The organism is Flammeovirga yaeyamensis, from assembly GCF_018736045.1.
Lineage (GTDB): Bacteria > Bacteroidota > Bacteroidia > Cytophagales > Flammeovirgaceae > Flammeovirga > Flammeovirga yaeyamensis.
In genome coordinates this window covers 431,738-446,607 of the sequence record NZ_CP076133.1, presented here as the reverse complement: position 1 = coordinate 446,607, position 14,870 = coordinate 431,738, and the positions used below count along the sequence as shown (strand labels likewise).

9 protein-coding genes are annotated in these 14,870 nt (G+C 36.5%); all 9 read left to right on the top strand.

From position 1 onward, the window contains the following. Positions 1–81 precede the first annotated feature (81 nt). The 9 genes from KMW28_RS22075 to KMW28_RS22035 all read left to right on the top strand — a co-directional run bounded on the left by KMW28_RS22075 (position 82) and on the right by KMW28_RS22035 (position 14,848). Positions 82–3,195, top strand: coding sequence for a SusC/RagA family TonB-linked outer membrane protein (locus KMW28_RS22075; protein WP_169662208.1), 3,114 nt, complete (start codon positions 82–84; stop codon positions 3,193–3,195). Positions 3,196–3,218: 23 nt separating this feature from the next. Next, positions 3,219–4,961, top strand: coding sequence for a RagB/SusD family nutrient uptake outer membrane protein (locus KMW28_RS22070; protein WP_169662209.1), 1,743 nt, complete (start codon positions 3,219–3,221; stop codon positions 4,959–4,961). Positions 4,962–4,981: 20 nt separating this feature from the next. After that, positions 4,982–6,577: a hypothetical protein gene (locus tag KMW28_RS22065; protein ID WP_169662210.1), complete on the top strand. Its 1,596-nt coding sequence runs from the start codon at positions 4,982–4,984 to the stop codon at positions 6,575–6,577. Positions 6,578–6,766: 189 nt separating this feature from the next. Then, positions 6,767–9,352, top strand: a complete 2,586-nt coding sequence (locus KMW28_RS22060; protein ID WP_169662546.1) for a sugar-binding domain-containing protein — start codon at positions 6,767–6,769, stop codon at positions 9,350–9,352. Between the two features lie 20 nt (positions 9,353–9,372). Further along, on the top strand, positions 9,373–10,395 hold the full coding sequence (locus KMW28_RS22055; RefSeq protein ID WP_169662211.1) for a zinc-dependent alcohol dehydrogenase: 1,023 nt from the start codon (positions 9,373–9,375) through the stop codon (positions 10,393–10,395). Between the two features lie 167 nt (positions 10,396–10,562). Next, entirely contained in the window at positions 10,563–11,327 is a 765-nt protein-coding gene (locus tag KMW28_RS22050; protein ID WP_183363900.1) for an SDR family NAD(P)-dependent oxidoreductase, read from the top strand. A gap of 161 nt (positions 11,328–11,488) precedes the next feature. Next, a complete protein-coding gene (gene aldA, locus KMW28_RS22045; RefSeq protein ID WP_169662212.1) occupies positions 11,489–12,955 on the top strand; it encodes an aldehyde dehydrogenase in 1,467 nt (488 codons plus the stop codon). Between the two features lie 88 nt (positions 12,956–13,043). Next, positions 13,044–14,153, top strand: a complete 1,110-nt coding sequence (locus tag KMW28_RS22040) for a mandelate racemase/muconate lactonizing enzyme family protein (RefSeq protein WP_169662213.1) — start codon at positions 13,044–13,046, stop codon at positions 14,151–14,153. Between the two features lie 68 nt (positions 14,154–14,221). Beyond that, the gene (locus KMW28_RS22035; RefSeq protein ID WP_169662214.1) at positions 14,222–14,848 is read left to right on the top strand and encodes a hypothetical protein; all 627 of its coding nucleotides are present in this window, start codon (positions 14,222–14,224) and stop codon (positions 14,846–14,848) included. The last annotated feature ends 22 nt before the right edge of the window (positions 14,849–14,870 follow it).

The following is a 14,870-nucleotide window of genomic DNA, read 5'->3' as shown; positions in this document are numbered from 1 at the left end:
TTGTCCGCTGATTTAAAGAATTATACTTTGAAATGAAATGGTTAGCAGACTACTCTTTTTTAATCTAAACTTATTATGAGTATGAGTAAAGCTTATGATTTTTTTAAAATTATTCTGACTCTAGCAATGCTCTCAATCGTTCCGGTTGATTTGTATGCGCAGGATGTTTTATTAAAAGGGCGAGTGACAGACGCCGATTCGAATGAGCCATTACCTGGGGTAAACGTTATTATTCAAAACACGACTCAAGGTACAACAACTAACTTTGACGGGGAATTTACACTTGCCGTTGCTAGTGGAGAATCTATTGTAGTTTCTTACATTGGTTACACAGAGCAAATTGTCCCAATTACAACGCAAACGAAACTTGATATTAAATTAAGCGTAGACGTTGAAGCTTTAGATGAAGTAGTTGTAATTGGTTACGGTACACAAAAGAAGAAAGAAATTACAGGTGCTGTTGGATCTGTAAAGTCTGAGGATATCTTGAAAGTACCTACTTCAGATCTTGGCGAATCTTTACAAGGTCAAATTGCTGGTGTAGATGTACAAGCAAGTTCAGGTCGTCCTGGTGCTGAGGCAAATATCCAAATTCGTGGTATTGTTTCTGCAAAGTCTGCTGGTGGTCCACTTTACATTGTTGATGGAATTCCATTCCAAGGCAATCCAAACATTGCTCCAGAGCAAATTAAAAGTATTGATGTACTAAAAGATGGTGCAGCAGCATCAGTTTATGGTACAAGAGCAGCAGGTGGTGTAATTTTGATCACTACCAAAAGAGGTGAAGAAGGTAAATTGTCTGTAGATTTCTCAGCTTACGCAGGTATCCAGAACATTACTTCTAATACTCCACTAAACAATCACCAAGAGCAATTGTATGTAGATCATAATAGAATTGCTTCAGAAGGTGGTATGCAGAACTTATATCTTTTTAACCCTAACGCTGGTTACAATGATTCTGATTATGTAGGAGATGTTCAAAACAACAATGCAGTAATGCAATCTTACAACTTAGGTGTATCAGGTGGTTCTAAAAACTTGAAATTCAATGTTTCAACTAACTACTTCAACCAAGACGGTGTATTAATTAACTCAGGTTTTGAGCGTTTTACTACTCGTATGAATGGTGAGTATACACAAGGTAAATTTAAGGCGTTTGCTTCAGTAGGTATTACTGATGAGAAAAGACAACAAGAGCCTTGGGGATTATATGAATTAGCTATTGCTCAAAAACCTTGGGTGCCTTCACTTAGCCAAAACACTCCAGTAGGTGGTAACGGTCTAATTGTAGAGACAGAACAAGTGGAGAACTTCGGTTACTTGGCAACTCAATTATCAAATGAGAATAACACAGATGTAATGTCAACTAACTTAGCATTAGCTTTAGAATATGAAATCGTTAAAGGTTTAAAATATAAAGCAAGCTTTGGTAGAAATACTTATTCTTCAGAAAATGTATTCTTCCAACCTCAATTGCTAATTTATAGAGAAGACGGTTCTTTAGCAGCAGGTGCATCTCAAATGGAATCAAGAATGACTATTAATCAATATCTTTCTAATTCAACAACTTTTGAGAACATCTTAAGCTATAACAAATCTTTTGGTAAGCACAATTTAGGTGTAACTGCAGTATATTCTTTCGAGGAATATAACAATGAGACAAGAACAGTGATGACGGAAGGTTTACTAGACAACCAAACTAAAGTATTAAGCTCTGGTTCGGTAGCTTTCTTACCTCAACAATATTTGTCTACTAACACACTTGTTGGTAAATTATTAAGAGCTCAATATAACTACGATAACCGTTATCTAGTGTCGTTATCGGTAAGAAACGATGGCTCTTCAAACTTCTCTAAAGATAACAGATACGGTACATTCTATGGTGCTTCAGCAGGTTGGAATGTGAGTGAAGAACAATTCTTCAAAAACTCAGTATTGAACAACTTTATGACAGGATTAAAGGTTCGTGCTAGTTTCGGTGAAGTGGGTAACCAAAGCATCTCTCCTTACTCTTTCATGCCTAGAATCGAAAGTGGTGTAGACTATACATTCGGTATGGGACAAAACGAAAGATTAGCTACAGGTGCAGTATTCAGAAGATATGTAAATCCAGATTTGAAATGGGAAACTACAATTTCAAGAAACATTGGTGTTGATTTAGGTTTCTTCAACGATCGTTTAACAGTGTCTTATGACTACTATAACAATAACAAAGAAGACATGTTATTGGATCAAACAATTCCACCATCATTTGGTACATCTGTAACAGAGCCAGCAGGTGGTAATGCTACTCCATATACTTCAATTCTAGTAAATGCAGGTAACATGACAAACAAAGGTCATGAAGTAGCAATTGGTTATAAGCATCTTCACGAAAACGGATTCCAATGGGGAGTAACTTATACATTCTCAAGAAATGTGAACGAAGTAACAGACTTAAACGGTGTTGAAGGTTTTGCATTTAGAGGAGGTATACCAGTACAAACTAGAGCAGGTTTCCAAGATCATACTACTTTCTTGAAAGAAGGATATCCAGCAGGTTCTTTCTTCTTACTAGAGAGCCAAGGTGTAATCAAAAACGAAGAGCAACTTAAAGCTTATAACGAAAGCTTACCAGGTGTTCAAGCTGAATTGGGTGACATGATGTACCGTGATGTAAACGGTGATGGTGTAATTGATGATAACGATAGAGTGTATGCAGGTTCAGGTCAAGCGAAGTTTAACATGGGTATGGGTATTAATGCATCATACAAAAACTTTGATTTATTTGTTCAGATGTATTACTCACATGGTGCTATGATCTATAACGGATCTAATCTATATGCATATGGTATGGGTAGACATAAAGATATGCAGTATGCTTGGTCTCCTGCTAATCCTGATTCTAATATCGCAGCAGTAAGATCTAACTCGGAGCACCCGAACACTCGTTCTAGTTCAGATTTCTTCTTAGAAGATGGAACTTACTTACGTTTCAGAAACATTACTTTGGGTTACACTTTACCAAAGAAGTTATTTAACAATAAAGTTAATCAATTAAGATTCTATGTAACTGCTCAAAATCCATTTACAATTACTGGTTATAAAGGTTATGACCCAGAAGTTGGTGGAGACGGTCTATACATGAGAGGTGTAGATACAGGTAGTTACCCTATTACAAGAAGATTCTTGGGTGGTGTGAAGTTTAACTTTTAGTTAGAAAATTAAATTAAGATCAAATGAAATTAGTAAAATATAGTCTGATTACGTTATTAACTTCTCTCTTACTCATTGGATGTAATGAAGACAAATTTCTAACGCAATCGAATCCAAATGCATTGACTCCAGAAACTTTCTGGAAGAATTCAACACATTTTGATTATGCGCTAAACACAGTTTATGCTGCTTTGCAGTTCAATTCAATCTCTGGATTTAGAACTACAAACGAAATGGCACTTTCTGATTTATCAAAAAGTGATACTTGGTACGGAACTTACAGTACTTATAAGTTATTCAACTACACAAACAGTGATCCTCTAGTTCAAAATAGATGGGCCGAGTTGTATATTGGTATCAACAGAGCAAATCAAATTGTTACTTTTATTGAGGGAGAGGACGTTGAAATGACTCCTGAAGAAAAGTTAGAAGTATCAGCTCAAGCGAGAACATTAAGAGCTTTCTATTACTTCGAGTTAGCCAATAACTATGATGGAGCAGTAATTAATACTGTATATCACGCAAACTCTGATAGTTTAAATAAAAAATTAAACACAAGAGCTGAAGTAATTTCAGAAGTAGTTATTCCTGATCTTGAATTTGCTGCTCAAAATTTACCAACATCATGGCCTGATATGGATGCTGGTCGTGTAACTTGGGGTACAGCGGTATCATTATTAGGTAAAGTATACTTATATGATGGTAAATGGGCGGAAGCTGCTGCTGAATTTAAAAAAGTGATTGATAGCAACATGTACTCACTTTCACCAGTATATGGAAATAACTTTAACGAGTCAGGTGAGCATAGTGCAGAATCAATTTTCGAAGTAAACTATTCGACTTCAGTTTTACCTCCATCTAACAACAGAGATTGGGTAGATAATATTGCAGGCGGTAACGTAACTCCATCTGAAGCGTCTAGTATCGAGCACGTATTTACACACATCTTAACAGCAGGTGGTTTCAACGTTGTGACTCCATCTCAATACTTACATGAGTTGATGTTAAAAGATGAAGTAGATCCTACTCACCCAATCAATGCTTTAGGTGAAACACATTCTCAAAGATTGACAAGCTCTATCTTAGTACCACAATTTTATGGAACATACTTCACTAGAAAATGGACTGAAGATAATGGTGATACTTACCCAATGGGTGGTGGTCACTCTGGTTATGTGAAGAAATTTACAAGATGGGATACAGGTATTAGTGTAATTGAGAATAACGGACAAACATCTCCAATCAACTTTAGATTGATCAGATATGCAGACGTTTTATTAATGTACGCTGAAGCATTGAATGAGCAAGGTAACTTTACTGATGCTATCACTTATATCGATATGGTTCGTGATAGAGCAGGTGTGTATTCTCTTAGCCACTACATGAGTCAAAATGCTGGACAGTTTCCAAAACTTAACATTAGTGAGCAAGTTACTGGAGCTCCACAACCACTAGTTACACCTTCTCAAGAGTCTATCAGAGAGCATATTAGATATGTAGAAAGACCAGTAGAATTATCTTTTGAAGGTCATAGATGGAAAGATTTAAGAAGATGGGGTATAATCAAAGAAGCTTTAGACAGAAGAGCTGTAGATGAACAATGGAGACTTGATAATGAAGCGACTATTTTAGGTCAACCACCATTATATATCTCTTCTTACATTATTCAAAACTTTGTTGAGCAAGCAGCGAAATACAATGAAAGTGTTCATAAGTATTATCCACTTCCTGCTAACGAAGTACAAACAAACCCTGATTTATTATAGTCTATCCTAACAAAGAAGAAATGAAAAGATTTAATTATATAATTGGTTTATTAACTCTTCTTGCGATCTACGGATGTAAGAAAGACTGGGAAGCACCAGGTGTTGAGCCAAACCATCAAGTAATTTATACTTCTGAGTACCAATTTGGTAACAGAGTACAAGTAGGAGGGTCTATGACATTCACAGATGCTTCAAAAGGTATTGTGAATAGAACTTGGACACTTCCAGAAGGTGCAGTTATAGAAGGGACTACAGAGACTTCTTCTTCAGCTGATTTAATTCATATTCAGTTCAATGAATCTGGTATGAAAGAAGTTCAGTTAAACCAGAATTTTGCTGGTGCAGCATATGATGGTAACACGCAAAGAGAATCTGTAATGGATACAACGCTTATGATTAACGTTGTTGATTCTTTACAATTGGAATTAAGAGCACATTATTATTTCCCTGACGGTACAGTAGGTGAAGAAATTGATTTATCTACATCTACAGATATCCAAGCAGGTAGAATGATAAAGTATACTTTATCTCACATTGGTGAGCCAGCTAGAATTGTTTACAATTTTGGTGGTGGAGATCCTGAGCAAGTGACTTACATTGAATCTGAAATCAATGACGGTACAGCAACGGAGACAATCGTTCAATACAAGAAGTTAGGAACTTTCTCTACAGCAGTTTTGGGTGACAGACCTAGACCTCAAGGTATTGATACTCTTAATTTTGTTAATGCTATTAATGTTATTCCTTCTTCGGATCCATTATTATTGACAGATATCTATGTAAAAGAAGGATTTATTGCTCTTGATTACTCTAGAGAAATTGAACCATCTTCTGTGAATCCAGCTACTTTCTCTGTTCATTTAACAAATGAAGGAAAAAGTATTGATATCAATCCGGCAGTGTTAACAGCAGCTGTAGATCCTACAGCAGGTAATATTGTATTGATTGCACTAGATGGTGAATCAGTTTATGATGATGATGTAGTGACAGTATCTTACCAAGGTGGTATTTTACAGTCAACTGACTTTGTTGTAGCTGATGAATTTACTGATGAATTATTAGTACATAGACAAAATGAAAACATCTTAGAAAATGTTCCTTTCCACGAAAGCTTTGAACAATCAACAGATGCTAACTGGTTCTACCTATGGTGGGGTGCTCCTTGGGATGGTTATACTTTAAATGTAGTAGATACTGAAGCATACCACGGTTCTAAATCAGGTAGACTAGAAGTGAACTCAAATCAAGGTGCCATTTTTGGTCACGGTGCTGACTTTGATAACCCTTATAACTTCCCAGTTGAAGCGGGTAAATCTTATGAGTTTGGTGTTTGGATTAAAATCGAAAGCGGTTCATCTAATATTGATGATACAGCTGGTGAAGTTCCATCTATTATGTGTTTTGTTAACCCTGGTACAGATTGGGGTGCTGAAAGATTTAATATCACAACTGAAACACCAGTTGGTGAATGGATCTACGCAAGAATGGATTACTTTACTGCATCTGCAGATGGTGAACACCATTTCTGGTTCAGACCAAACAACCCTGCTAACCCAGATAACTTAGTTCTTTACATGGACTATATCTCAGTTAGAGAGGTTAATTTGAGACCATAAGCTGAATCTATATAAAAGACTATCGTAATCCTTCGGGGTTACGGTAGTCCCTTAAATATTACTCTCTGATTTAAACTAATCAGGTACAAACTTCAAAAGGCACGGTAGTGTGTGATATATACCTCAACAACTATCCATTTAAAGAAGGGAGAACTTTTTAAAAATCAAGAAAGACAAGTGAAAGAAGAAATGAGAAATTTTTGCTTTATATTATTATCAGTTGTACTCCTTTGGGGATGTCAGTCGACACCCTCTGAAGTGGAACGTACATCCGATTTCAATTTTGATTGGCAGTTCGCTCTCCTAGATATCAATCAAAAAGAATCGAAATTAACAGATGTGACTAATGACCAGTGGAAAGATGTTCGATTACCTCACGATTGGGTGATTGGAAATGATTACGACTCCGCTAATGCTGAATTTGCTCCTGCCACAGGATATATTTATGGTGGAGGTATCGGCTGGTACAAAAAGACATTTAAATTAGACCTTACAGAAAATCAAAATGCATTTATTTTATTCGATGGTGTATATAATAAATCTGAGGTCTACTTAAACGGAAATAAATTAGGGTTCCATCCTTATGGTTACTCACCGTTTTTCTACGACTTAACTCCTTATTTGAAAAAGAACAAAGAAAATACACTTGCAGTTAAAGTAGACCATAGCAATTATGCTGATAGTAGATGGTACACTGGGGCAGGTATCTATAGAAATGTAGAACTAGTTGTTACCGATAAACTTCATATTCCAATTTGGGGATCATTTATTACTACTCCAGAAGTATCTGAAGAAAAGGCAACAGTTAGTATTGTAACGGATATTAATAATGGTTATACAATAGATAAAAACGTAACAATTAAAACAGAACTTTACTCTAAAAATGGAAAATTAGTAGCGGAAGTTTCTGAAAAGAAATTGGTAAAAGCAGGTGAAACAACTTCAGTTTCTCAAGAAGCGATTATCGAAAGACCTGAGCTTTGGGGTGTGGACAACCCTAATCTCTATGTAGCTAAAACTAAACTTATAGTTGATAATGGACAGATCGATGAACTAACAAACAACTTTGGTGTAAGAAGCATTGAATTTAATGCAGACTCTGGATTTTTCTTGAACGGACAAAACATGAAAATTAAAGGAGTCTGCTTGCACCATGACGGTGGTCTTGTGGGTACAGCTGTTCCTAAAGATGTTTGGAGAAGAAGGCTACAAGTATTAAAAGATGGTGGTTGTAATGCCATTAGAATTGCACACAACCCAGGTTCTACTGAATTCTTAGATCTATGTGATGAAATGGGTTTCTTAGTACAAGATGAGTTCTTTGATGAGTGGGATTATCCTAAGGATAAAAGATGGAATCAGAAAGAACAATCTCAAAATGAGGAAACAGAAGGTTATGCAAATTACTTCCAAGAGTATGCAGAAAAAGACCTTAAAGCGGTAATGTTATCACATAGAAATCACCCTTCGATTTTCCAATGGAGTATTGGTAATGAAATTGAGTGGACTTACCCTAGAATTTCACAAGCTACAGGCTTTTTTAATAATATGAATTGGAATGGTAATTACTTCTGGTCGAAATCTCCTTATTCTAGAGAGAAAATCCAAAGCGAGTTACAACGTATTCCAACTCAAAAGTATGATATCGGCACCACAGCTGCGAAATTGGCTAAGTGGACGAAAGAAATGGATATTACCCGCCCTGTTACAGCAAACTGTATTTTACCCTCCGCCTCACATGAAACTGACTATGGTAAATCGTTAGACATTGTGGGATACAGCTACAGAAGAGTACTTTACGACTATGGTCACGAAAACTACCCTGATAAAGTAATTATGGGTACGGAAAACCTTGCTCAATATCATGAGTGGAAAGCCGTGATGGATCGACCGTTTATCGCAGGTACTTTCTTCTGGACTGGTATTAACTATCTTGGAGAAATCAGAGCACCTTGGCCGAATAAAGGTAATGATGCAGGAATGGTTGATTTTGCAGGTTTCCCTAAACCGTCTTATCAAATGATTAAAACATTATGGACGGATAAACCTCATACATATATAGCTACACAGACTTTGTCTAAATCAATTAATAAAATTGATAAAAAGACAGGAAAATTAGTAGCAAAAGATTCTAAAGCGTGGGAAACTGCTCTTTGGGAATGGCACGATGTAAACAATCACTGGAATTATAATGAAGGTGAAATGATTAGTGTTGAGCTATATTCAAACTGTGATGAAATTGAACTTTTCTTAAACGAAAAAAGCTTGGGTAAAAGAACTTTAGCAGAATACCAAGACCACATTTATAAGTGGGCGGTACCATTCGAAAAAGGTGAATTATCTGCTATCGGCAAGAAAGATGGCATCACAACAGAAACAAAACTGATTACTGCAGGTAAACCTGTTGCAGTAAAATTAGAAATCGACAGAAACGAACTTTCAAACAATCAATACGACGTTGCTCATGTTGTTGCCCAGTTGGTCGACGCACAAGGTAATCCTGTCAGAAATGTTGAAAGAGTAATCAACTTCGAAATCCCAGAATATTTAAGAGACTTAGGGGTGGATAATGGTTCAAATACCAATGTTCAAAACCATACGCTAAGAAAAATAGAAACGGATAATGGTCGTGCATTACTTGTTTTACAATCTACCGAACAATCGGGTAAAGTAGAGGTAAAAGCAACAGTAGATGGGTTATCATCAGATAGAGTATTATTATCTATCGGTGAAGACAGAGACAAAAAAGACGACATAGTAGCAGAATTGAACTAAACAATATAAATACAAAAGAGATGAAAGCAGCATTCTATGAATCAAAAGGAAAAATCAGTGTAGGAGAAGGTAAAACTATCGCTCCTGGAAAAGGTGAAGTACGTTTGGATGTAGCTTACTGTGGAGTGTGTGGTACAGATGTACACATTTTCCATGGTGTGATGGACCAAAGAGTTAGCCCTCCACAAACTGTAGGACATGAGGCTTCTGCTGTTGTTGCAGAAGTTGGTGAAGGTGTAACCAATGTAAAAGTAGGCGATAAGGTAGCTGTTCGTCCTTTACATTTTGGTGAGGAACACCCATTTGATAAAGGACATAAGCATGTTGGTAAGAACCTAAAGTTTATAGGTATCGACTCTAGCGGAGCGTTCCAAAATTCATGGACAGTTCCTGCGTATACATTGCATAAATTACCAGAGCAATTAAGCTTAATGCACGGTGCGTTTATCGAGCCATTAGCAGTAGCTTGTCACGATGTAAAAATTGGTCGTGTTCAAAAAGGCGAAAATTGTTTAGTTATCGGTGGTGGTCCAATCGGAACATTAATCGGTTATGTATTGAAAGAAAAAGGGGCAAATGTTTTCATTTCTGAAGTAAATGAAACGCGTTTGAAAATGTTGAACGAGCTAGGTTTTGCCACAATTAATCCTGCCAAAGAAAACTTAAACGAGAGAATCTCTGAGTTAACGAACGAAAAAATGATTGACTGTGCATTTGAGGTGTCAGGTTCTGCGCCGGGTGTACAAACAATGACAGAGGTAGTTAACGTTAGAGGTAGAATCGTGATGGTAGCCATTCACGGTGGAGAGCAAAAGAAAGTGGATTTATTCAAATTCTTCTGGTCAGAAATCGAACTTCTTGGCGCTCGTTTATACGAAGAGGATGATTACGAAGAAGCAATTAGAATTGCTGACTCAGGATTTGTTCCTTTCGAGCAATTAATCACTAAAGTGGATGATTTAGACAACATCCAAGCTGTATTTGATGAGATCGATCAAAATCCAGAAGGGATGAAATATCTAATCAAATGTAACGACAACTAAAAAACTGTTTGATAGTCGATAGGCGATAATCGGATATACTATCAAATAACTGATATAAACATTAAAGATTATAGGTTGATAGGATTGATGGTAAGGGATATAGAAATCGCGAACCCTCCTAAATCATCAATCCTTTTCAATCCAACAAACAACAGAACAAAATGAGTATCCTAAATAATTTCCAATTAGAAGGTAAAGTAGCTTTAGTTACAGGATGTAAAAGAGGTATTGGTAAAGCCATGGCTATCGGTCTAGCAGAAGCGGGAGCTGATGTGATTGGTGTTTCTGCTTCATTAGAGTTAGAAGGAAGTGAGGTGGAGAAAGAAGTGAAAGCAAGAGGTAAAAACTTCTCTGCTTACCAATGTGATTTTTCTGATCGTAAGTCGTTATATAACTTCATTATGACAGTTAAAGCTAACCACCCTCAAATTGATATTTTGGTGAACAATGCAGGTACAATTCTTCGTACTCCAGCAGCGGAACACCCAGACGAAATGTGGGATAAAGTAATTGAGGTGAACCAAAACGCTCAATTTATTTTAACTCGTGAGATTGGTAAAGAAATGGTAGCAAGAGGATCAGGTAAAGTGATTTTCACCGCTTCATTACTTACTTTCCAAGGTGGTATTACAGTTCCAGGTTATGCAGCATCTAAAGGTGCAGTTGGCCAATTAGTAATGGCATTTGCTAACGAGTGGGCAGGTAAAGGTGTAAACGTAAATGCTATTGCACCAGGTTATATCTCTACTGATAACACTGAGGCGTTAAGAAATGACCCTGAAAGATCACAATCTATTCTAGCAAGAATTCCTGCAGGAAGATGGGGTAACCCAGAAGATTTCGCAGGTCCAGTGGTGTTCTTAGCTTCTCCAGCTGCAGCTTATATGCACGGTAGCATCATGCTTGTAGACGGCGGATGGATGGGTAGATAATCTGAATATATATAATTTGAATGATGGAAAAGGGGGCTGTCCGATATCAATTTCATCAAATTACAGTCCTCCTTTTTTCAGTTAAATATGAACCATATTCTAGAGCATGTTTAAGCCATTTTGATGTTTTAAACATGTTCTAACCTTAAAACGAAATAACTATGTCAGAAACATTAGCAGCAGCAGAAGTAAAAAACTATGATCTGTTTATCGATGGTAAGTGGATTAAAGCTACATCGGGAGAAACTGAAAACGTATTAAGTCCAATAAACGAGGACGTGGTTGGTGTTGTGCAAATGGGTGCAGAACACGAAGCAGAATTAGCATTACAAGCAGCAGAAAGAGCACAAAAAGAATGGAAGAAATTACCATCTATCGAACGTGCGAACTTAATGCGTAAGTTTGCAGCAGAAATTAGAGCAAACAAACCATATTTATCAAATTTATTATCACGTGAGCAAGGTAAACTGATTTCAGTTGCTGAAATGGAAGTAGAAGTAACCGCTACTTTTATCGAATATGCTTGCGATGGTGCAAGAAGTATAGAAGGTGATATTATGCCTTCAAGCAATCCAAAAGAACAAATTTGGATTCAAAAAATCCCAAGAGGAGTTATTGTAGCAATTACAGCATGGAACTTCCCATTGGCTTTAGCAGGTAGAAAGATTGGTCCAGCTTTAGTAGCAGGTAATGCTATTGTAGTAAAACCAACTCAAGAAACACCATTGGCTACTCTAGAACTTGGTTTTATTGCAGAGAAAGTAGGTATCCCTGCTGGTCTTATCAATATTGTAACGGGTAAAGGTAGAGTATTAGGTAACGCATTAGTGGCTAACCCGATTACTAAAATGGTAACGATGACAGGTTCAACTCCTGCGGGTCAGCAAATCTTTAAAACAGCTTCAGAACATTTGGCTCACGTTCAATTGGAATTGGGTGGTAAAGCACCAGCCATTGTTTTCCCAGATGCTGATATAGATTTAGCAGTAGATGCTTGTTTCAACTCACGTTTTGATAACTGTGGTCAGGTATGTACTTGTAACGAAAGAATGTATGTTCACGAAGCTATTTACGATGTATTCATGGAGCGTTTCATGGAAAAAGTAAAAGCAATAAAAGTAGGTAACCCATTAGACAGATCGGTCACTATGGGACCTAAAGTGAATGCTTCTGAAGTAAGAAATATGGAACATTTAGTAGCAAAATCTATTGAAGAAGGTGCTACAATTGCTACAGGTGGTAAAAAACCTGAGGGCGCTGAGTTCCAAAAAGGATTCTGGTTCGAGCCAACCATCATTACTGATGTAACTCAAGACATGACGATCGTTCATGAAGAGTCATTCGGACCAATTCTTCCAGTATTGAAATTCAAAGAATACGATGAAGTAGTAGAAAACGCAAACGATTGTGAGTTTGGTTTAGCCGCTATGGTATTCACAAGAGATATCAACACAATCATGAGCCTAAACGACGATCTTGAATTTGGAGAGATCTACGTAAACAGAGGTCATGGTGAGCAACACCAAGGTTTCCACAACGGTTACAAACTAAGTGGTACAGGTGGAGAAGACGGTAAATACGGCTTCGAGCAATACATGGAGAAGAAAACATTCTACGTGAAATACTAATCAACTAATAAGTAATAGGTAATAACTAATATAGCTCAAAATCAATATTACTTATTACCTATTACCTATTACTTATTACTTAAAAAGGATGAGTACAGCAATTAAAGATATAAAAACAAGGTTATTCGAGGTGCCACTACCAGAGGTATTGTCAGATGCTAAGCATGGTGATCATTACCATTTTGAGTTAGTGACGACTACAATTACTTTGGAAAATGGCGTTGAAGGCACAGGTTATACTTACACTGGTGGTAAGGGCGGCAAGTCGATAAAAGCCATGTTGGATTATGATATTGCACCTGCAATTCTTGGTCAAGACGGAGCAGATATCGAAAAAGTATATGATTTTATGGAGTGGCATATCCACTACGTAGGTCGTGGAGGTATCTCTTCATTTGCGATGTCAGCTGTGGATATTGCTCTTTGGGATATCAAATGTAAGATGGCAGAACAACCACTTTGGAAAATGGCAGGTGGACATGGTAACACATGTAAGGCGTATTGTGGAGGTATCGATTTGATGTTCCCAATTGAAAAGCTTCTAAATAATATGCAATCGTATATGGATAGAGGTTTCAATGCTGTGAAAATCAAAATTGGTCGTGAGAACCTTGATGAAGACATCGAAAGAATCAAAGCAGTAAGAGAATATATTGGAGACGATATCACATTTATGGTCGATGCCAATTATTCAATGTCTATTGAGAAAGCAATAGAATGTGCTGAAAGATTTAAACCTTATAATATTACTTGGTTTGAAGAACCAATCATTCCAGATGATTATAAAGGTTATGCGGAAATCACAGAGAAAACTGGGGTACCGTTGGCTATGGGTGAAAACCTACATACTATTCATGAATTTGAATATGCCATGGAGCAATCTAAATTATCATTTGTTCAGCCAGATGCATCAAATTGCGGGGGTGTAACAGGATGGTTAAGAGCAGCGAAATTGGCAAAAGAAAATAATATACCTGTTTGTTCTCATGGTATGCAAGAACTTCATGTAAGTCTTGTATCATCACAGGAAAATTCAGGTTGGTTAGAAGTACATAGTTTCCCTATTGATGAGTATACAACTAGACCTTTAGTAGTAGAAAATTATAGAGCTGTAGCTTCTGATGAACCAGGTACAGGTGTAGTCTTTGATTGGGAGAAATTAGCTCCTTTTGAAGTGAAACCACAAGAATTTGCATAATAACTATTTTCACCAAGGGTGCATTTAAAGTACTCTTGGTGAGTATTCACTAAAAATTAAAAACTAAAATGAAAAAAATATTATTCTTACTAGCATTTTTTACTCTTTCCATTGTTGGGTTTTCTCAAGATGTAGAGAAAGTAAAACAAAAAGAAATTGGTCTAACATATACAGGAGATAGCTCTTTTGGTATGACCTTTAGAATTGGTAACAATAAATCATTATGGAGATTTTCTTCTGTGATTGGTTCTTCTTCAAGTTCAAAAACTGAAAATGATTCCACATTATTAGATGATGGTAAATATAGTTTTTATGGCTTTAGAGTAGGCAAGGAATTTAGAAAAAGTATCACTAAAAAATTGGATTTAAGATACGGACTAGATTTAGGATTTACGTATCAATATAGCTTAGTAGATAGTTACGGGGATAGACATACTACAACAAAAGGTAATACTTATACACCATCTGTAGGTGTGGTATTTGGTTTCAACTATTATATAGTTGAAGATATTATTTTGGGGCTAGAAATGATCCCTACTTTTTCAAAAAGATTCCAAGATAATAATCAAGTTTCTAGAATAATTGGAGACAATAATGAGATACTTTCAACATCAGAAATAAATCATAAGAAAACGGAAAATGATTTCAGTTTATCTAATCAAAATATAACACTATCGCTAGTGTATAAATTTTAGCAATTCTGTTAATAATGGAATT

Coding starts and splice junctions, on each gene's coding strand:
- KMW28_RS22075 (WP_169662208.1), top strand. CDS start 82: ATGAGTAAAGCTTATGATTTTTTTAAAATTATTCTGACTCTAGCAATG.
- KMW28_RS22070 (WP_169662209.1), top strand. CDS start 3,219: ATGAAATTAGTAAAATATAGTCTGATTACGTTATTAACTTCTCTCTTA.
- KMW28_RS22065 (WP_169662210.1), top strand. CDS start 4,982: ATGAAAAGATTTAATTATATAATTGGTTTATTAACTCTTCTTGCGATC.
- KMW28_RS22060 (WP_169662546.1), top strand. CDS start 6,767: ATGAGAAATTTTTGCTTTATATTATTATCAGTTGTACTCCTTTGGGGA.
- KMW28_RS22055 (WP_169662211.1), top strand. CDS start 9,373: ATGAAAGCAGCATTCTATGAATCAAAAGGAAAAATCAGTGTAGGAGAA.
- aldA (WP_169662212.1), top strand. CDS start 11,489: ATGTCAGAAACATTAGCAGCAGCAGAAGTAAAAAACTATGATCTGTTT.
- KMW28_RS22040 (WP_169662213.1), top strand. CDS start 13,044: ATGAGTACAGCAATTAAAGATATAAAAACAAGGTTATTCGAGGTGCCA.
- KMW28_RS22035 (WP_169662214.1), top strand. CDS start 14,222: ATGAAAAAAATATTATTCTTACTAGCATTTTTTACTCTTTCCATTGTT.